The organism is Halomonas sp. 1513 (assembly GCA_001971685.1).
In the GTDB taxonomy this organism is placed as follows: Bacteria; Pseudomonadota; Gammaproteobacteria; order Pseudomonadales; family Halomonadaceae; genus Franzmannia.
Genome location: CP019326.1, coordinates 1,620,248 through 1,638,970 on the forward strand (window position 1 = coordinate 1,620,248; position 18,723 = coordinate 1,638,970).

The window sequence follows — 18,723 nt, forward strand, 5'->3', positions numbered from 1 at the left end:
TGACGAGCCGATGCCCCTGTTCCAACGCCTGGATGAAAAGACCCGCCTGACCGGCCGCCTGGCCGCCGCCGTCGAGTATGACGGCAGTGCCTACTGCGGCTGGCAGCGCCTCAAGCACGCGCCCTCGGTGCAGTACGAAGTCGAACAGGCCCTGGCGCGGGTGGCGGGGCATCCGGTCACCGTGCACTGCAGCGGTCGCACCGACAGCGGCGTGCACGCCACCCGCCAGGTAATCCATTTCGACCCGCCCGTACCACGCTCTCAGAAGGCCTGGGTGTTCGGCGCCAATGCCAACCTGCCGCGGGATATCGCCATTCGCTGGCTGGTACCGGTAGCCGATGACTTCCATGCCCGCTTCCTGGCCCTGGCACGGCGCTACCGCTACGTGATCCTCAACCAGCCCAGCCGGCCGGTGCTGGAGCGCGCCAACGCCACCTGGTGCCGCGATCCGCTGGACGCCGACGCCATGCATCGCGCCGCCCAGGTGCTGGTCGGCGAGCGCGACTTTTCCAGCTTCCGCGCCGCCGGCTGCCAGTCGAAGACCGCCTGGCGCCACCTGCACTTCATCGAGGTGCACCGCCATGGCCCGCTGGTAGTGGTCGACGTTCAGGCCAACGCCTTCGTCCATCACATGATCCGCAATATCGTTGGCGCCCTGGTCGACGTCGGCCGCGGCGAACAAGACGAGACCTACATCGCCCATCTGCTCTCGGTGCGCGACCGTACCCAGGCCAGCGCGACGGCGCCGGGCTGCGGGCTGCACTTCGTTGATTCCGTCTATGACGAGGCCTGGGCGTTGCCCCGGGAACCGCTGGGGCCCAACCTCCTGGCCTTCCTCGGCGAGTGGACCGGCGAGCGTGAGCTGCCCGACTCGCCGCTGGTGCGCTACCGCCGCGGCCGCCCGGTGGCCGAGGCGACCCTTGACGAGGGGAGCGTCCAGCCGTAGCACCGATCCTCGCAGCAAGTCTGAGTAACCCTGTGTTTATTTATGCTACATTGTGTAAATGGCGCTGGGGCGCTGCGTGCCTCCCTGGAAAGCCTGACGTAGGCGATGCCTGTCGTCATTCGACGGCCAGGTGTCGTGAGGTGTGGTAGAGCAGGCTTGGCGTGAGGGTGCGGGTCATCATGAGTGGCATATGCGGAATCATCCATCTCGACGGCAGGCCGGTCGAGCATCATCAGCTCGAGCAGATGGCAAAACGAGCAGCATATCGAGGCCCCAGTGGCATCCAGTATCATCTCGATGGCCCGCTAGGGCTGGCCTGCCTCTCGCTCGATGTCACCCCGGATGGCACGGGAGCCTGTCATCTGGTGCGCGACGACCGTCACGGGCTGCTGTTCCTGGCGGATGCCCGGCTGGACAATCGTGACGAGTGCGCCGCTGGCGCGTCTCACGCCGCTGGCAAGCGTGCCACGGACGTCGAACTGATGCTCGACACCCTGTCCCGGGCAGGCGAGGCAGGGCCTGGTCGTCTCCTGGGGGACTTTGCCTACGCCCTCTGGGATGGCAAGCATCGGCGTCTCCACCTGGCCCGGGACGCCATGGGGCTGCGCCCCCTCTACTATCGACTCGAAGACAACCGCATCCTCTTTGCCAGCGAGGTCCAGCAGATCCTCGGCGTGCCCGGCGTGCCCCGCCGCCTCAACGAGCGGGCGGTTGCCTGGCACCTCTGCGGAATGCAGATTCCTCCGGGCGAGGTGTTCTATTCGGGTATCGATGAAGTCCGCCCCGCCGAGGTGGTGGTCATCAACGCCTCAGCGGCCAAGCGCAGTCGCATCTTCTGGCACCCGGACCCGGAAGCGCGCATCCGCTACCGAGACGAGCGCGACTATGCGCAACGGCTGCAAGAGCTGTTGACGACCTCAGTACGCGACCGCTTGCGGGCGCGCGATCCCGTCGGCATCAGCCTGAGCGGTGGCGTCGATTCCACCTGCGTAGCGGCGGTTGCCGCTTGGCGTCGCCAGCAAGGCGAGAACCTGCCATCGCTGCGCGCCTACAGTTGGGTGTTTCCGGAGTACCTGGCCGAGTGCGATGAAAGCGAGACCATCTACCGTATTGCCGACCACTTCCAGATACCTGTTACAGAAATTCCGGCCGAACACACTTCCCCGCTGGTGGACGAAGATCTCAATCGGCCTCACGAAGACGACCCCTTCTTTTCCATGTTTCAGCCGTTTCTGGAAGGCTCGCTCTCGGCGGCGGCCGCGCATGGCGTGAGCATCATGCTCTACGGGTTCCGCGGCGATGTGATCTGCGGCGGCAGCGTCGACGATGTGCCGGGCATCCTGCTAAGCGGTCGCGTTGGCGAGGCGCGGCGAAATCTTGCCCGCTTGGCCAAGCTCAACGCCCTAAACCGTCGCCAGGCGGTGACTCAGTTCCTGCTGCGTCCCATGCTCCTCGATCTGATGAAAGGCCGCCATCCCGCTACCTGGCTGGACGCCATGCGCGGTGAGAAAGGACGTGAGGCGGGTGTGAAGAGACTACAAGCGGCTCCGTCACGGCATGCCGAGGGGCACGTTTCGCAGGGTTTCCTCGACAGGATGGGGTTGCCGGTGGCCGAGCCGCATTACGTTGCCTCCCGAGCCTGGCCGCGCGAAGCGGTTCGTGATCGCTATATTCATATCGCCTCGCCGCTGGTGGTGCGGGGGGTGGGCTACGCAGAACGAATGACGGCGAGACACGGCGTGGGCATGGCGGACCCCTGGAGCGACCGGCGACTGGTCGACTTCATCCTGGCCTGCCCACAGCATCTTGTCTGCTCCGCGCGGGACCCTAAGCGAATCGCGCGCCGCGCCATGGTAAGCATCATGCCCGAGGAGGCTATTCGCTCAATCGGCAAGGTATCACCAGAAGGCCTATATATCGACGCGCTGCGCGACAGGGCGCATGACAAGGTGGTGGATCTGCTGACCAATAGCCGCTGTGCCGATCTCGGCTATATCGATGAGCCGGCGCTCAGGCGCCGCTTCGAGCGCTTCGCAAGCGGCGAGGCGCCGGTCTTCGACCTCTGGCCCACGCTGTCGCTGGAACTCTGGCTGCGGCGCTACTGGACATGAGTTTTCTGATGTGCGGAGAGGGTTTGAAGGGGGAGTTTTTCCATGCCTGGCAGGCCGCTAAATCAGGCGTTTCTCGTATTGAGGGGCCTGATTGGTACACATAACATTACACATGATGGCAGTGGCATCCAGCCGCTATTGGATTGGACATGAGCGCTGCCAGGCATGTGGCTACGAATAAGTGCTGCACAGGCAGAGGATAATAGTATGGCGAATATGCAAACCAAGTCGACCGAGCGTCGCGACTACAGTGCCCCCCAGCTTAGCCAGTGGGGTAAAGTGTCCGACATGACTCAGGTCGGTCAAACCAGACCCGGCGGCGACGTGCTTCCTGGTAATGCCCGAGGTAATGACGGCGGTAGCATCATGCCCTCGGGGCTTGACAGATAACTGAACCGCCACCATGACCATGCATCGTCATTTAGATGCATACCTGCTGCTCGACGTCCGTGAGGGCGTCGAGCAGTTGCTGTCATTTACCCAATGCGCTGATTCGCACTCGGCGCTCGCGGCGCTTGTCACGGGCCTGGAAGCCAACGAGCTGTGGCGCGAATTTGGCGACATGCGCCTGGTGGCGCGTGCCAGCCCGGCGCCACTGCTGGCCGCCTTCGGCCACTTCACCCCTCATCAAACGATGCTGCTGGAGAATCTCTCCGCCGAGCTCAACGATGTGATCCACTGCCATCGCCATGTCGGCTACGCCGAGGCCGAAGCCGCCGCCGGGGCGCTTGCCGCGCAGCTGATCTCGCGCTTCGGACGAGATGGGTTGAACGGCTTTCGCTTCACGGCCATTCCGCGCGGCGGCTGGATCGTGCTTGGCATGCTCTCCTACTGCCTGGGGCTGCGCCACGATCAGATCGGCGTCCCCGGCGATCCGCTCGACGAGGAGGCGCGGCAGACGTGGGTGATCGTCGATGACTGTGCGCTCTCCGGGCTGCGCTTTCGGCAGTTTCTGACCCGCCATGATCTACGTTCGGTCATTTTTTGTCCGCTGTTTGCGCCTGCCGGACTCTGTGCTGCCATACAGCGCGCCGAGCCCGGCGTAGAGGCGTGCCTCAATGCGGTGGATCTCCGCGACGTGGCGCCACAGCGCTTCGGCGACGCCTACCCCCAGTGGCTCGATCAGCGCAGGGAGCGAGTCGGTGGGGCGGGCTGCTGGCTGGGCATACCCGAGTTTGTCGCCTTTGCCTGGTGCGAACCCCAGTCCAAGTACTGGGACGCCGAGGCGGGCTGCTACCGGGCCAGCTGGAATCTATTGCCGCCGTCGCTCTCCCTGAACCGTAAACATGCCGCCCAGCCGCGAGGCGGGCAAGCCGAGGCAGGCGAGCTGGCGGTGCTGCTGGCCCCGGGTGACGGGGCCATCCAGGTGGGGCCGCGCGTTCTCTGGGCTGACGTCGACGGCGCCGTCGCGCTGGCGCGTTTCCCCGGCGAGCCCGACACCAGCGCACCCTGCTTCCGCTTGGAGGGCGCGTCAGCGGACATGTGGCGCTGTGTGCTCGAGTGCGGCACCCTGGCAGGCGCTGAGGCGAGGATGTTGCAGCGCTATGCTGTCGATCCGCCCACCCTGGGTGAAGATCTGGCCGTGTTCGTGGCGGAGCTCGAGAACAACGGGCTCTTGGTACAGCGCTAGCTGGATCCGGTATTATCAGGGTGGCCAAGCGGCTATGTTAGCCTAGCCTTTACCCGCACCTGCCAGCCGTGCATCGGGCCGTGGCGGCCAATCTCGCCACGCCAGCTGCCGGAAGAGCCCTCGAGGAAGTCGATGACCCTGCCTGACCCTAGCCTGAACGCCGACACGCCAACGCGCACCCGTATCAAATTCTGCGGCCTGACACGCGACGCGGATATCGACGCCGCCGTGGCGGCTGGCGCCGACGCCCTGGGCTTCGTGCTCTGGCCCGGCAGCGGGCGCGCCGTGGACGAGGCGCGCCTGGCCGAGCTGGCTGCCCGGGTGCCGGCCTTCGTCACCCGCGTCGGTCTCTTCGTCGACCAGTCCTCCGCGCTGGTCGAGCGCTGTGCCCGGCACCTGGACCTGCTGCAGTTTCACGGCGACGAATCGCCGGCCTTCTGCGAGGCCTTCGGCCGAGCGTGGATCAAGGCCCTGCGCATGCGCGACGACCTCGACCTGTACGCCGCGGCAGAGGCCTATTGCGGGGCCCAGGCGCTGTTGCTGGATGCCTACCGACCCGGGGTGCCGGGAGGCACCGGCGAGACTTTCGACTGGTCGCGAATTCCCCCGAGCCTGGCCAAGCCGGTGATTCTCGCGGGTGGGCTGACGCCGGCCAACGTCGCCCAGGCGATTGCCAGCGTGCGGCCCTTTGCGGTGGATGTCTCCGGCGGCGTGGAGGCGGCTCGCGGCCATAAGGATCACGCAAAGCTGCTGGCCTTTGCCGCGGCGGTGCAGGGCGCCGACGGCGAGCGCCGGGGTCTAATGAGCTGAGAAAAACCACCCTGGCGAGTGTTTCGCCATTTTGTTTCTTTGTGTAACCTCAGGGTGTGATGATCGCGCACGCGTCACCACAGAGCGGCTCATTCCGTGGGCTTGGCCATGCTTGAACCTGCTGCAGTATCCCGTCGATGAGCAACAAATATTGGGTCTTTGGTCAGTGCATGGCGACCGAGCGTCGGTTTCGTACGCCGATGACCCTTGCCGATGCGTCCATGCCGCCCGACCTGCACTTCCGGTGTTGCGTTCAGCAGACACCCGTGCAGCCGGCGGCAGAGAGCTGTCTGTATGCCAGCCCCGACACAAACCGCTTCGGCGAGCCAGTCGTCCAGCTCTACGCCTTCGCCGATGGCTATCTCATGCGCTTCCCCCGGGTGGCGGATTTCATCCTCACTCCCGGTTTGATCGATTGCCGGCTCATGGATCCCGACCTCGACTACCTGGTCGAGGTCTGCCTGCTCGGCCATGTCTTCAGCTGCTACCTCGAGTTCTCGGGCATCATTGCGCTGCACGCCGGCGCCGTCGAGGTGGAGGGCCGGGCGGTACTGTTTGCGGCGGACCGCACCGGCGGCAAGAGCACGCTGGTGACCTCGCTGGTCAAGGCAGGCTTTGCACTGCTGGCCGATGATATCTCGGCGCTGGCGGTTAGCGGCCAAGGGGTGCGCTGCCTGCACGGCTTTCCCCAGCTCAAGATGACCCCGGAACAGGTACGGCGGTTCGTGGCGAGCGACAAACAGTACCCGCTGGTGCACCCGGCGTTCGAGAAGCTTAGCGTACCGCTGCAGGCGCTGGGCCGGGCGCAGACCGAGCCGCTGCCGGTGGCGGCGATCTATCTCCTGGCCCGCGGCGCGGAGACGGGGGAAAAAGCCAGTACGCAGATGACATCGCTGCCAGCCTCGCAGGCGGTGATCCACCTGGCACGCCACTCTTTCCTGTGGCACCTGCTCGAGGCTCAGCGAGGCGGCAAGGCCTTTTCCGGCGGATCGGGCTCGCCCGAGCGCGCCGACCTGCGCGTTGGCCGCTTCATGCGCCTGTCGCGCATTGCCGCCCAGGTGCCTGTCCGCCATCTGCATTATCCGAGCGGCTATCAGTGGCTGCCGGAGGTCCATCGAGCCATCGTCGATGATGTGACGACGCTCTAAAAGCCGTTCAAAACCTGCTATGCTCCGGGGTCGGTTCGTATCGCACACCATGCGATGCGCGCCAGGCAAGCCAATCCGCTCAAGCGACCCTGTGAGGTGTCTTTCGTGACCAAGTTCAGCGACCTGACCCGACTGCCCGATGCGCGCGGCCATTTCGGCCCCTACGGCGGCCGGTTCGTTTCGGAAACGTTGAGCTTCGCCCTGGATGAACTCGAGAAGAACTACGCCGCCATGCGCGACGATCCCGATTTCCAGGCGGAATTCGACTATGATCTGGCCCATTTCGTGGGGCGGCCCTCGCCGCTGTATCATGCCAAACGCTGGTCGGATTCACTGGGCGGTGCGCAGATCTGGCTCAAGCGCGAGGACTTGAATCACACCGGCGCGCACAAGGTCAACAACACCGTGGGCCAGGCGCTGCTGGCCAAGAAGAGCGGCAAGCCGCGGGTGATCGCCGAAACCGGCGCCGGCCAGCACGGCGTGGCCACCGCCACCGTGGCGGCGCGCCTGGGCCTCAAGTGCGAGGTCTACATGGGCGCCGAAGACGTCCAGCGCCAGAAGCTCAACGTCTACCGCATGCACCTGCTGGGCGCCAAGGTGATCCCGGTGGAGTCCGGCACCCGCACCCTCAAGGACGCCATGAACGAAGCGCTGCGCGACTGGGTGACCAACGTCGACGACACCTTCTATATCATCGGTACCGTGGCCGGCCCGCACCCCTATCCGCTGCTGGTGCGTGACTTCAACGCCGTGGCCGGCCGCGAGGCGCGTCGCCAGTCGCTGGAGCAGATCGGCCGCCTGCCGGACGCGCTGATCGCCTGCGTCGGCGGCGGCTCCAACGCCATGGGCCTGTTCTATCCGTTCGTCGAGGACGACGAGGTAGCCATGTACGGCGTCGAGGCCGGCGGTGACGGCGTCGAGACCGGCCGCCACGCGGCGCCGCTGGCCTCCAACGCGCCGCGCGGCGTACTCCACGGCAACCGCACCTACCTGATGTCAGACGCCGCCGGCCAGGTCTCCGACACCCACTCGATCTCTGCCGGGCTCGACTATCCCGGTGTCGGTCCCGAGCACGCGCTGTGGAAGGACGTCGGACGCGTCAACTACGTGGCCGCCAACGACCAGCAGGTGCTCGAGGCGTTCCGCGAGCTGACCCACATGGAAGGCATCATGCCGGCGCTGGAGACCGCCCACGCCCTGGCCCACGCCAAGGTGCTGGCACCCACCATGCGTCCCGATCAGCACATCGTGATCAACCTCTCGGGTCGCGGTGACAAGGACATCATGACGGTGGCCCGACTCGACGGCATTGAATTCTAAGGACCCGCGATGAATCGTATCGATCAACGCTTCGCCGAGCTCAAGGCGCAGGGCCGCAAGGCCCTGATTCCCTATATCACCGCCGGTGACCCGGGCCCCGAGCACACTGTGGGCTTCATGCACGCCCTGGTCGAGGCCGGTGCCGACATCGTCGAACTCGGCGTGCCGTTCTCCGATCCCATGGCCGACGGCCCGGTGATCCAGAAGGCCTGCGAGCGGGCGCTCGCCAAGGGTACCCGGCTGGTCGACCTGTTCGACATGGTGCGCGAGTTTCGCCGCACCGACACCACCACCCCGGTGGTGCTGATGGGCTACCTCAATCCGGTCGAGCGGATCGGCTACGACACCTTCGCCGATGCCGCCGCCGAGGCGGGCGTCGATGGCGTGCTGACCGTCGACATGCCGCCGGAAGAGGCCGAGGAGTTCGGCCCGGTGCTCAAGGCCCGCGGCCTGGCATCGATCTTCTTGGTTGCCCCTACCACCTCCAACGCCCGGGCCGCTACAATATGCGCCCATGGCGAAGGCTATCTGTATTATGTGTCGCTCAAGGGCGTGACCGGCTCCGCCAGCCTCAACGCCGAGGACGTCGCCAGCCACCTGGCGCCGCTGCGCGAGATCACCGAGCTGCCGCTGTGCGTCGGCTTCGGCATCCGCGACGGCGCCTCGGCGGCGGCGGTGGCCCAGGTCGCCGACGGCGTGATCGTCGGCTCGGCGCTGGTCAACCGCATCGCCGACAACGCCGATGACCCGGCCGCCATCGCCCCGCAGCTAAAGGCGGTGCTGGGCGAGATGCGACAGGCCATGGACGCTTGAGCGACCGCCAACGATCGATGACTCCAAGATTCAGCATACGGGAAGCATTCTGACATGAGCTGGCTAGACAAGATCGTGCCCTCGATGGGCCGGATCCAGCGCAAGGACCGACGCGCCAGTGTCCCCGACGGGCTGTGGCGCAAGTGCCCCAAGTGCGAGGCGGTGCTCTACCTGCCCGAACTCGAGAAACACCACAACGTCTGCCCCAAGTGTGACCATCACCTGCGGCTGACCGCGCGCAAGCGCCTCGACTGGTTCCTCGACAAGGAGGGCCGCGAGGAGATCGCCGCCGACCTCGAGCCGGTGGATCGCCTCAAGTTCCGCGACTCCAAGAAGTACAAGGACCGCCTCGCCGCGGCCCAGAAGAGCACCGACGAGAACGATGCGCTGATCGCCATGCGCGGTACCCTCGACGGCATGCCGATCGTCGCGGTGTCCTTCGAGTTCACCTTCATGGGCGGCTCGATGGGCGCCATCGTCGGCGAGAAGTTCGCGCGTGCGGCGACCGCCGCGCTGGAAGAGGGCATTCCGCTGGTGTGCTTCTCCGCCTCCGGCGGGGCGCGCATGCAGGAGGCGCTGTTCTCGCTGATGCAGATGGCCAAGACCTCGGCGGCGCTGGAGAAGCTCAAGCAGGCCGGGATCCCCTACATCTCGGTGCTCACCGACCCGGTCTACGGCGGCGTGACGGCGTCGCTGGCGATGCTTGGCGATCTCAACGTCGCCGAGCCCAACGCGCTGATCGGCTTTGCCGGCCCGCGGGTCATCGAGCAGACCGTGCGCGAGAAGCTGCCGGAAGGCTTCCAGCGCAGCGAGTTCCTGCTCGAGCACGGCACCGTGGACATGATCGTCCACCGCAGCGAGATGCGCGACCGCCTGGGGGCGGTGCTGCGCAAGCTGACCCACCTGCCGGTCAGCGGCATGCCCGAGGAGCACGAGCCCGATCTGGTAGACGTTGCCGAGCAGCCCGCCGAGGTCAGCGAGGCCGAAGCGCCGCCGGAGCCGCCCGCCGAGGACGACGGCCTGGAGCCGCGTTGACGGAGCGCCCCATGAGTTCGCCCGACAGTGCCACGCATGACGCCACCCTGCCTGCGGACCTGGCGGGCTGGCTCGCGCGCCTCGAGCAGCAGCACCCGGTGAGCATCGATCTCGGCCTCGAGCGTGTGGCCGCGGTGGCCGAGCGCATGGGGCTGCTGGCGGGCCCTATTGCGGGACGCGTGATCACCGTCGCGGGCACCAACGGCAAGGGCTCCACGGTGGCGATGCTCGAGGCGCTGGCCCGCGCCCACGGCCTCACCACCGCGACCTACACCTCGCCGCACCTGCTGCGTTACAACGAACGCCTGCGGATCGATGGCGTCGAGGCCGACGATGACGCCCTGATCGCCGGCTTTGCCGCCGTCGAGGCGGCGCGTCTGGCCGGTGAACCGATCAGCCTGACCTACTTCGAGGCCGGCACCCTGGCCGCGCTGCACGGCATTGCCCAGTGCACCCCGCAGCTGGCGATCCTCGAGGTTGGCCTGGGCGGGCGCCTCGATGCGGTCAATATCCTCGATGCCGATGTCGCGATAGTCACCACCGTGGCCCAGGATCACGCCGCTTTCCTGGGCACCGATATCCAGCAGATCGGCCGCGAGAAGGCCGGCATCATGCGTGCCGGCCGCCCCGCGGTGCTGGGCAGCACGACGCTGCCGGCCAGCGTGCGTCAGCACGCCGAGGCCCTGGGCGCGCCGCTGTTCGCGCTGGGCGAGCAGCTCATCCGCAGCGAGCCGGATGCCGCCGGCCACTGGCAATGGCAGGGCCAGGCCCTGGATCAGCATGAAACCGAACCGCTGACACTTGACCACTTGCCCGACCCGGGCCTGCCGCTGGACAATGCCGCCAGTGCGCTCCAGGCGCTGGCGCTGGCCGGCGTGACGCTCGACGCCGAGCGCTGCCGCCAGGGCCTTGGCCAAGTTCAGCTGGCCGGGCGCATGCAGTGGCTCGGCCAGTGGTGCCTGGATGTGGCACATAACCCGCATGCGGCCCATTATGTGGCCAGGCGCCTCGCCGCTCGCGGCTGTGCCGGCCGGCGCTACGCGCTGCTCGGCATGCTCGCCGACAAGGACGCCGCCGGCGTGGTGGGCGAGCTGGCCGGTCAGGTCGATGCCTGGGTCACGGTGAGCCTCGAGGGTGAGCGGGCGCGCAGCGCCGACGCCCTGGCCGAGACCCTCGCCGACGCTGGGCTGCCGGCGGCCCAGCGTGCCGCCAGTGTCGCCGCCGGCATGGCCTGGCTGAATGAGCGCCTTGGCGCCGACGACCAGGTGCTGGTGTGCGGGTCGTTCTTTACCGTGGCCGAGGCGCTGACCGAGCTAGAGGTTGGGCAACCATCGCAGTTGGCAGAGGACGCCAGCCGCAGGCATAAGGAGGGAGCAGCATGAAATATGGCATGCGTGAACGCATCAGTGGGGCGGTGATCGTCATCGCCCTGGGGGTGATCTTCGTGCCGATGCTGTTCGACACGCCAACGCCCCGCGAGGAGCGCCCGGCGCCGGTGCTGACTATCGAGCAGCCCATCGACGTGCAGCGCACGCCGGTGGATGAGCCGACGCCCCCGGCCAGCCTCTCGACGCCGGGTGCCGGCGAGATCGACGAGGCCCCCGAGGTCGACGTCGAGCAGGCAGTCGAGGCCACCGATCCGGTGCAGCGCGACGAGCCGGGTGAGCTGGACGAGCCGACCCCGGCCGAGCCCGAGGTCAGCGACCCGATCGCCGAGCTGGCCGAGTCGGCCCAGGCCCCCAGCGAGCCGCAAGCGGAGCCCGAGCCCGAATCGGAGCCAGCGCCGTCGTCGCCGCCCACTGCGGCCAGCGAGGGCGGTGAATGGACGGTGCAGGTGGGCAGCTTCGGCGAGGCGGCCAACGCCGAGCGCCTCGAGGCGCAGCTCAACGAGCAGGGCTTCAGCGCCTACCGTCGCGCCCGCGACAACAATATGACCAGCGTCTACGTCGGCCCCTTCGCCAGTTCCAGCGACGGTGAGCAGGCACGCAGCGAGCTCCAGGAGCGCGCCAACATCCAGGGGCTACTGATCCGGGTGCGGGAGGATTGATGAGTCTCACCTGGCTGGACATGGCGTTCCTGGCGGTACTCGCCATTTCGATGCTGGCGGGGTTCATGCGCGGCCTGATTCGCGAAGGCCTGGGCCTGGCGGCCTGGATCATCGCGCTGATCGCCGCGCGCATGTTCGCCGAGCCGGTGGCCGACATGCTCAGCGGCCTGATCGACAACGCCGACGGTCGGCTGGTGCTGTCGTTCATCCTGGTCATCTTCGTGGTGATCATGATCTGCGGGCTGGTCATCCGCGCCGTGCACGCCGCGGTGGAGTGGGTCGGCATGGGCTTCTTCAACCGCGTGGCGGGGGCCGGCTTCGGCGTGCTGCGCGGCGCGGCGATCCTGGTGCTGGTCACGGTGCTGATCTCGCTGACCCCGCTGTCGCAGCTCGAGGCGTGGCGCGATGCCGAGCTGCGGCCCACCTTCGAGGAGCTGCGCAGCTGGGTGATTAGCCAGGTCGAGGCCTGGGAGCAGCGCGATCCGGAGCGTACCGAGGCGTGGCGCAATATCTCGCTACCCGGTTTCGGTGGCGGCGATGACGACGACGCGGCGCCCAACGACGGCTCGCCCGAGACAGCACCGCCGGCAACGCAGTAATCTGCAACCGGCGGCACCGATACAGACATCCTATGGCGCCGGCCTTGCCGGCGATAAGCAACACTGCAGCGAGGTAAGGCGGAATGTGCGGTATCGTGGGCCTGATGGCCAACCAGGCGGTCAACCAGGGCATCTATGATGCGCTGACAGTCCTTCAGCACCGTGGCCAGGATGCCGCCGGGATGATGACATGGCATGAAGACCGCTTCCTGCTGCGCAAGAGCAACGGACTGGTGCGCGACGTCTTCCATACCCGCCACATGGCGCGCCTCAAGGGCAACCTGGGCATCGGCCACGTGCGCTATCCCACCGCCGGCTCGTCCAGCGAGGCGGAGTCGCAGCCGTTCTACGTCAACTCGCCCTACGGCATCTCGCTGGCCCACAACGGCAACCTGACCAACTCGGATCAGCTCAAGCAGGAGCTGTTCTCCACCGACCTGCGCCACATCAACACCAGCTCCGACTCCGAGGTGCTGCTCAACGTCTTCGCCCACGAGCTGGGCAAGCAGGGCCACCACCTCGAGCCCGAGGACATCTTCGACGCCGTGCGCCGCGTGCACCGCCGCTGCAAGGGCGGCTACGCCGCGGTGGCGATCATCAACGGCTTCGGCATGGTCGCCTTCCGCGACCCCCAGGGCATCCGCCCGGTGGTGTTCGGCACCCGCGACGAGGGTGGCCACCAGGACGTGATGATCGCCTCCGAGTCGGTGGCGCTGGACGTCGGCGGCTTCGAGCTGCACCGCGACCTGGCCCCCGGCGAAGCGATCTTCGTCGATATGCGCGGCAACATCCACACCCAGCAGTGTGCCGACAAGCCGATCCTTGCGCCGTGCATCTTCGAGCACGTCTACCTGGCGCGGCCCGACTCGATCCTCGACGGCGCCTACGTCTACGGCACGCGCATGCAGATGGGCCGCAAGCTCGGCGACCGCATCCAGCACGAGTGGCCCGAACACGACATCGACGTGGTGATCCCGATCCCCGACACCTCGCGCACCTCGGCGCTGGAGCTCGCCCAGCATCTCGGCGTGACCTATCGCGAAGGCTTCATGAAGAACCGCTACATCGGCCGCACCTTCATCATGCCTGGGCAGACCCAGCGCAAGAAGTCGGTGCGCCAGAAGCTCAACGCCATCGACATCGAGTTCAAGGGCAAGAACGTGCTGCTGGTCGACGACTCCATCGTGCGCGGCACCACCTGCAAGCAGATCATCCAGATGGCCCGCGAGGCCGGTGCCAGCAAGGTCTATTTTGCCTCCGCCGCGCCGCCGGTGCGCTACCCCAACGTCTACGGCATCGACATGCCGGCGGCCAACGAGCTTATCGCCCACGGTCGCAGCGAGGCCGAGGTCGGCGAGCTGATCGGCGCCGACCGCATCTTCTACCAGGACCTCGACGACCTGCGCGACGCCTGCCGCGAGGTCAATCCGGCCCTCGAGCAGTTCGACTGCTCGGTATTCGACGGCCAGTACATCACCGGCGATATCGACGACGCCTATCTGAGCCGGCTCGAGGCCTCGCGCAACGACAGCGCCAAGGTCCAGAACGTCAGCGACCACGCCCTGGTCGGCATGCACAATCAGGATGACCTCGATGACGACTGACAACTCACACGACTGGGCGCTGGCTACCCAGGCGATCCGCGCTGGCCACGCCCGCACCCACGAGCAGGAGCACGGCGAGCCGATCTTCCCGACTTCCAGCTTCGTCTACGGCAGCGCCGCCGAGGCGGCGCGCAAGTTTGGCGGCGAGGAGCCGGGCAATATCTACTCGCGCTTCACCAACCCCACGGTGCGTAACTTCGAGAAGCGCCTGGCGGTGATGGAGGGCGGCGAGCGCTGCGTGGCCACCAGCTCCGGCATGTCGGCGATCCTCTCCACCGCCCTGGCGCTGCTCCAGGCCGGCGACGAGATCGTCGCCTCGCGCTCGCTGTTCGGCTCCACCGTCAGCCTGTTCGACAAGTACCTCGGCAAGTTCGGCATCGTCACCCGCTACGTCGAGCTCTCCGACCTCGAGGCCTGGGAGGCGGCGATCACCCCGGCCACCAGGCTGCTGTTCGCCGAGACCCCGTCGAACCCGCTCTCCGAGGTGGTCGATATCGCCGCGCTGGCCGAGATCGCCCATCGCCACGATGCGCTATTGGCCATCGACAACTGCTTCCTGACCCCGGCGCTGCAGAAGCCCATCGAGTTAGGGGCGGACCTGGTCATCCACTCCGCCACCAAGTATCTCGACGGCCAGGGCCGCGCCATCGGCGGGGCGGTCGTGGGTCGCGACAAGGAGCTCGAGGAGCTATTCGGCGTGGTGCGCACCTGCGGGCCCTGCATGAGCCCGTTCAACGCCTGGATCTTCCTCAAGGGCCTCGAGACCCTCAACCTGCGCATGCGCGCCCACTGCGAGAACGCCATGGCCCTGGCGCGCTGGCTCGAGGCGCACCCGGCGGTGAGCCGCGTCTACTACAGCGGCCTCGAGAGCCATCCCCAGCACGTGCTGGCCAGCCGCCAGCAGCAGGGCTACGGCGCCGTGCTCGGCCTCGAGGTGGTCAACGGTCGCGGGCAGAGCGCCCGCGAGGCCGCCTGGTCGGTGATCGATGCCACCCGGGTGATGTCGATCACCGGCAACCTGGGCGACGTCAAGACCACCATCACCCACCCCGGCACCACCACCCACGGCCGCCTCTCAGAAGAGCAGAAAGCCGCCGCCGGCATCAGCGATGGCCTGATCCGCGTCGCCGTCGGCCTCGAGGACATCGACGACCTCAAGGCCGACCTCGCCCGTGGCCTGGATGCCCTGGTGTAGTGGTTAGTGTGGGAGCGACTTCAGTCGCGATGGCAGCACGCAGCGCTGCCCGCTAAGCAGCGCAGTGCCTTAAAACCCGATTGGCGATCTCGGATGCTGATGCTATTCTTGTATATCCCCATGGCATATACCGGAGGTGTGTGATGGAACAGGCATCGGTATTCAAGAGCAATCGCAGCCAGGCAGTTCGGCTGCCCAAGGCCGCCGCTCTGCCCGACAGCGTCACTCGCGTCGACGTGGTAGTGGTGGGGCGGACGCGCATTATCGCCCCGGCAGGCGAAGCCTGGGACAGCTGGTTCGATGGCGAAACCGTTAGCGACGACTACATGCTCGAGCGCGGCCAGCCGGCCGACCAAGAGCGTGAGGGGTTTTAGGCATTGCCTGTAAAGGCAGCGAGCGCAGCTAATTTTCGGATAATGCCTAATGTTGAAGTACATGCTGGACACCAACATCTGCATCTTCACCATCAAGAACCGCCCGCCACAGGTCCGCGATACCTTCAAGCGTCATCATGCCCAGCTATGCATCAGTACCGTGACGCTGATGGAGTTGATCTACGGCGCCGAAAAATCGGCGAGCCCTGAGCGTAACCTGGCGGTGGTTGAAGGCTTTGCCGCGCGCCTCGAGGTACTCGACTACGATGCCCATGCTGCAGCGCATAGCGGGCAGATACGCGCTGAATTGGCCAAGAGTGGTACGCCCATTGGTCCATATGACCAGATGATCGCCGGCCATGCCCGATCCCGAGGGCTTGTGGTGGTTACCCACAATATTGGTGAATTCCAACGTGTGCCTGGTCTCAGAGTCGAAAACTGGACGCCTGACACCTAGGCGCAGCGCTGCCGGGGGGCCAATGTCACTTGCCAGGTGCCGCGGTTGCTGTAAAGGTAAAGAAAACCCTGCGGTACTCCCATGAGCGAATCCGACCCTGATCCCTGCTTACGCTTGACCTTTCACGAGGCGCTGATGGCGCATCCGCTGATCCGCGAGCTGTGGCATCACTTCCCCGAAAACATGTTCCTGGTACGCGCCGAGCCTGACGGCCACTTCGTGGTCGAGGCCGCCAACCCGGCGCAGCACGCCACGATCGGGCGGGAGTGCATTGGCAAACCGATCGCCTCCTTCATGCCGGCGGTGACCGCCGAGGCCATCTACGCCCGCTACCGCGAGTGCGTGGCCCGCGATGAACCCATGCGCTATGAGGAGCACGTCGCCTTTTTCGATGAGCAAGGCAACGAGCAGTTCGGCTATTGGTTGACCCTTATCGTGCCGCTGCACAACGACGCCGAGGATTCACAGCGCGTTACCCATCTGTTTGGGATTGCCCAGGATGTGACCGAGCTACGCAACGCCCGCGAGGCCCTGGAGCGCCAAAACCAGGTGCTTGAAGCGCGGGTGGAGGAGCGAACCGCGGCGCTGCAGCGTGCCAACCACGAACTCACCCAGCTCAATGGCCAGCTCGGGGAGATGGCCACCCGCGATTTCCTCACCGGCTGCTACAACCGCCGGCATATCGAAACCCTCGGCCAGCGAGAAGTGGAGCGGGCGCGGCGCTACGTCTCCCCGCTCAGCGCGCTGATGCTGGATCTCGATGCCTTCAAGCACGTCAACGACACGCTCGGCCATGCCGCCGGTGACGCCGCCCTCAAGCGCGTTGCCGCCTGCCTGCAGCAGGCGCTGCGCGAGAGCGACCTGTTAGGGCGCTTCGGCGGCGATGAGTTTCTGATTCTGCTGCCCGAAATTGGCCGCGAGGACGCCGCGGCCACCGCCGCTCGGCTGCGCCAACAGGTAGCCGAACTCGCCGGAGTTTCTATAAGCATCGGGGTCGCCACCCTGCGCCATCAGGACGACAGCCTGGATAGCCTCGCCGGCCGCGCCGACCAGCGGCTGCTAGACGCCAAGCGCCAGCGCTACGCGCAACCCCATCGAGACTGACGCCTCTCCGACGTTTGCCCCGGCGTCAAAAAAATCGCGGCCACACCCTAAAGTTCACTCTCCCCCCGCCGATGGCCTACGCATAGAGAGGAAAATACACGCGTTTTGGAGTGGGTTTATGTCGAGTATCACCTCACTAGGGATTGGCTCCGGCCTCGACCTCAACGGCCTGCTGGGGCAGCTGGAAGAGGCCGAGCGCGCCAAACTCGACCCGATTGCGCAGCAGGTCGAGACGCAGCAGGTAAAGATATCCGCTTATGGCGAACTGCAGAGCACGCTCTCGGCGTTCGATAATAGCGTCGCTACGCTCAATGATCCGGCGCTGTTCCAGAGCGTTACCTCGGAGGTAAGCGGTGGCGCCGTCCAGGCGGCCGCCAGCCCCGAGGCTAGCCCCGGCCGCTATGACGTGGAGGTCGGCGAGATCGCCACGGCAGGCAATCTGGCCACCGAGCGAGTCAGCGACCTGGATACGATCGTTTCCGAAGGGGGGGGCAAGCTCCAACTGAGCTTTGAAGACGGCTCATTGGATCACCCGGTCGATATTGCTGCGGGCAGCACCTTGGAAGATGTGCGCGATGCCATCAACGCCGACCCCAATGCGGCGGTAAATGCCTCTATCGTCAACGATGGCGAAGGCTACCGACTTGCCTTGATGTCGCAAGACACCGGCGCTGAGGCGGCAATCACGGGCACTGACTTTGCCCAGTTCTCGGATGCTGAGCTTTCCGGCGACAGCGTGTTTCAGGACGGCCAGAATGCCGTTCTCTCAGTCAACGGCATTGATATCTCTGGTCCCACCAACCAGATCGAGGATGCCATTCAGGGCGTAACCCTCGACCTGCAGGAGCCGGGCAGCAGCACCGTGGTGGTGGAGCGCGACAGCGAGACCATTCGCGACAGCATCGTCGGCTTCGTCGATGCCTACAACGAGATGAAGGGGACCGCCGGGCAGCTCACCGCGTTTAATGGGGAAGAGGGCGAGGCTGGCCCGCTGATCGGCGACAGCACCGTGCGTGCCATCGAGTCCAGCCTGCGCAACGATCTGGCCGCCGGTGTGACCCAGGATGATGAGCTATCGCTGCTGTCTGACATGGGCCTCTCGCTCACCGTCGACGGCACCCTCGAACTCGACGAGCAGCAGCTGGACAGCGTCTTGGCCAACGATCCGGGCGGCGTGGCCAGCTTCTTTGCCGGTGACGACGATACCGCCGGCCTTGCCGGCCGCCTGGCGGGCACCACCGAGCAGCTACTGAGAAGCAACGGGGCGCTTGAAGGCTCGATCAACAGCGCCGAGACGCGCATCGATAGCCTTGGCGACCGCTTCGAGCGCACCGAGCAGACGATAGATCAGACTATCGAGCGCTATCGTTCACAGTTCGTGCAACTGGACGGGATGCTGGCGCAGATGAATCAGACCAGCAGCTACCTCAGTGAGCAGCTCAGCAACATGGGAGGTGGTCAAGGAGGTGGTGGCATGGGTGGGCTCATGTGATCAGTTGGACGCTCGCTATACCAGCCGACCCCGGTTTA

18 protein-coding genes are annotated in these 18,723 nt (G+C 66.1%); all 18 read left to right on the plus strand.

The annotated features are described in order from the left end of the window. Positions 1-10 precede the first annotated feature (10 nt). The 18 genes from BWR19_07375 (at position 11) to BWR19_07460 (ending at position 18,685) form a co-directional block, all read left to right on the plus strand. On the plus strand, positions 11-946 hold the full coding sequence (locus BWR19_07375; protein ID APX92764.1) for a tRNA pseudouridine(38-40) synthase TruA: 936 nt from the start codon (positions 11-13) through the stop codon (positions 944-946). Between the two features lie 365 nt (positions 947-1,311). Further along, positions 1,312-3,057 carry a hypothetical protein gene (locus tag BWR19_07380; protein APX92765.1) on the plus strand — a complete coding sequence of 582 codons (1,746 nt, stop codon included), beginning with the start codon at positions 1,312-1,314 and terminating at the stop codon, positions 3,055-3,057. 207 nt (positions 3,058-3,264) lie between these two features. Continuing rightward, the gene (locus BWR19_07385) at positions 3,265-3,447 is read left to right on the plus strand and encodes a hypothetical protein (GenBank protein ID APX92766.1); all 183 of its coding nucleotides are present in this window, start codon (positions 3,265-3,267) and stop codon (positions 3,445-3,447) included. Positions 3,448-3,460: 13 nt separating this feature from the next. After that, entirely contained in the window at positions 3,461-4,687 is a 1,227-nt protein-coding gene (locus BWR19_07390; protein APX92767.1) for a hypothetical protein, read from the plus strand. Positions 4,688-4,819: 132 nt separating this feature from the next. Next, positions 4,820-5,497, plus strand: a complete 678-nt coding sequence (locus BWR19_07395) for an N-(5'-phosphoribosyl)anthranilate isomerase (GenBank protein APX92768.1) — start codon at positions 4,820-4,822, stop codon at positions 5,495-5,497. Between the two features lie 266 nt (positions 5,498-5,763). Next, on the plus strand, positions 5,764-6,645 hold the full coding sequence (locus BWR19_07400) for a hypothetical protein (protein APX92769.1): 882 nt from the start codon (positions 5,764-5,766) through the stop codon (positions 6,643-6,645). Positions 6,646-6,699: 54 nt separating this feature from the next. Continuing rightward, complete coding sequence (locus BWR19_07405; GenBank protein ID APX92770.1) at positions 6,700-7,965, plus strand: tryptophan synthase subunit beta; 1,266 nt, start codon at positions 6,700-6,702, stop codon at positions 7,963-7,965. Between the two features lie 9 nt (positions 7,966-7,974). Continuing rightward, positions 7,975-8,778, plus strand: a complete 804-nt coding sequence (locus BWR19_07410; GenBank protein APX92771.1) for a tryptophan synthase subunit alpha — start codon at positions 7,975-7,977, stop codon at positions 8,776-8,778. A 54-nt stretch (positions 8,779-8,832) separates the two neighbouring features. Continuing rightward, positions 8,833-9,813, plus strand: a complete 981-nt coding sequence (locus tag BWR19_07415; protein ID APX92772.1) for an acetyl-CoA carboxylase subunit beta — start codon at positions 8,833-8,835, stop codon at positions 9,811-9,813. 11 nt (positions 9,814-9,824) lie between these two features. Beyond that, positions 9,825-11,195, plus strand: coding sequence for a bifunctional tetrahydrofolate synthase/dihydrofolate synthase (locus BWR19_07420; protein APX92773.1), 1,371 nt, complete (start codon positions 9,825-9,827; stop codon positions 11,193-11,195). Further along, a complete protein-coding gene (locus BWR19_07425; protein APX92774.1) occupies positions 11,192-11,860 on the plus strand; it encodes a hypothetical protein in 669 nt (222 codons plus the stop codon). The genes BWR19_07420 and BWR19_07425 overlap by 4 nt, the downstream gene beginning before the upstream one ends. Beyond that, entirely contained in the window at positions 11,860-12,459 is a 600-nt protein-coding gene (locus BWR19_07430; protein APX92775.1) for a colicin V production protein, read from the plus strand. The genes BWR19_07425 and BWR19_07430 overlap by 1 nt, the downstream gene beginning before the upstream one ends. An 83-nt stretch (positions 12,460-12,542) precedes the next feature. After that, positions 12,543-14,063 carry an amidophosphoribosyltransferase gene (locus tag BWR19_07435; GenBank protein APX92776.1) on the plus strand — a complete coding sequence of 507 codons (1,521 nt, stop codon included), beginning with the start codon at positions 12,543-12,545 and terminating at the stop codon, positions 14,061-14,063. Continuing rightward, positions 14,053-15,258 (plus strand): O-succinylhomoserine sulfhydrylase, encoded by a 1,206-nt coding sequence (locus BWR19_07440; GenBank protein ID APX92777.1) that lies wholly within the window; start codon positions 14,053-14,055, stop codon positions 15,256-15,258. Before BWR19_07435 ends, BWR19_07440 begins: the two co-directional genes overlap by 11 nt. 143 nt (positions 15,259-15,401) lie before the next feature. After that, the gene (locus BWR19_07445; protein ID APX92778.1) at positions 15,402-15,632 is read left to right on the plus strand and encodes an antitoxin; all 231 of its coding nucleotides are present in this window, start codon (positions 15,402-15,404) and stop codon (positions 15,630-15,632) included. A gap of 49 nt (positions 15,633-15,681) precedes the next feature. Further along, on the plus strand, positions 15,682-16,089 hold the full coding sequence (locus BWR19_07450; protein APX92779.1) for a VapC toxin family PIN domain ribonuclease: 408 nt from the start codon (positions 15,682-15,684) through the stop codon (positions 16,087-16,089). A gap of 135 nt (positions 16,090-16,224) precedes the next feature. Then, positions 16,225-17,193 carry a hypothetical protein gene (locus BWR19_07455; protein ID APX94938.1) on the plus strand — a complete coding sequence of 323 codons (969 nt, stop codon included), beginning with the start codon at positions 16,225-16,227 and terminating at the stop codon, positions 17,191-17,193. Between the two features lie 118 nt (positions 17,194-17,311). Continuing rightward, on the plus strand, positions 17,312-18,685 hold the full coding sequence (locus BWR19_07460) for a flagellar hook protein (GenBank protein ID APX92780.1): 1,374 nt from the start codon (positions 17,312-17,314) through the stop codon (positions 18,683-18,685). Positions 18,686-18,723: the final 38 nt, after the last annotated feature.

Bases quoted from the DNA above. Each gene is read 5' to 3' on its own strand.
- BWR19_07405 (APX92770.1), top strand. From the start codon at position 6,700: ATGCGCGCCAGGCAAGCCAATCCGCTCAAGCGACCCTGTGAGGTGTCT.
- BWR19_07430 (APX92775.1), top strand. From the start codon at position 11,860: ATGAGTCTCACCTGGCTGGACATGGCGTTCCTGGCGGTACTCGCCATT.
- BWR19_07450 (APX92779.1), top strand. From the start codon at position 15,682: ATGTTGAAGTACATGCTGGACACCAACATCTGCATCTTCACCATCAAG.
- BWR19_07420 (APX92773.1), top strand. From the start codon at position 9,825: ATGAGTTCGCCCGACAGTGCCACGCATGACGCCACCCTGCCTGCGGAC.
- BWR19_07385 (APX92766.1), top strand. From the start codon at position 3,265: ATGGCGAATATGCAAACCAAGTCGACCGAGCGTCGCGACTACAGTGCC.
- BWR19_07390 (APX92767.1), top strand. From the start codon at position 3,461: ATGACCATGCATCGTCATTTAGATGCATACCTGCTGCTCGACGTCCGT.
- BWR19_07410 (APX92771.1), top strand. From the start codon at position 7,975: ATGAATCGTATCGATCAACGCTTCGCCGAGCTCAAGGCGCAGGGCCGC.
- BWR19_07445 (APX92778.1), top strand. From the start codon at position 15,402: ATGGAACAGGCATCGGTATTCAAGAGCAATCGCAGCCAGGCAGTTCGG.
- BWR19_07375 (APX92764.1), top strand. From the start codon at position 11: ATGCCCCTGTTCCAACGCCTGGATGAAAAGACCCGCCTGACCGGCCGC.
- BWR19_07415 (APX92772.1), top strand. From the start codon at position 8,833: ATGAGCTGGCTAGACAAGATCGTGCCCTCGATGGGCCGGATCCAGCGC.
- BWR19_07455 (APX94938.1), top strand. From the start codon at position 16,225: ATGGCGCATCCGCTGATCCGCGAGCTGTGGCATCACTTCCCCGAAAAC.
- BWR19_07395 (APX92768.1), top strand. From the start codon at position 4,820: ATGACCCTGCCTGACCCTAGCCTGAACGCCGACACGCCAACGCGCACC.
- BWR19_07440 (APX92777.1), top strand. From the start codon at position 14,053: ATGACGACTGACAACTCACACGACTGGGCGCTGGCTACCCAGGCGATC.
- BWR19_07460 (APX92780.1), top strand. From the start codon at position 17,312: ATGTCGAGTATCACCTCACTAGGGATTGGCTCCGGCCTCGACCTCAAC.
- BWR19_07425 (APX92774.1), top strand. From the start codon at position 11,192: ATGAAATATGGCATGCGTGAACGCATCAGTGGGGCGGTGATCGTCATC.
- BWR19_07435 (APX92776.1), top strand. From the start codon at position 12,543: ATGTGCGGTATCGTGGGCCTGATGGCCAACCAGGCGGTCAACCAGGGC.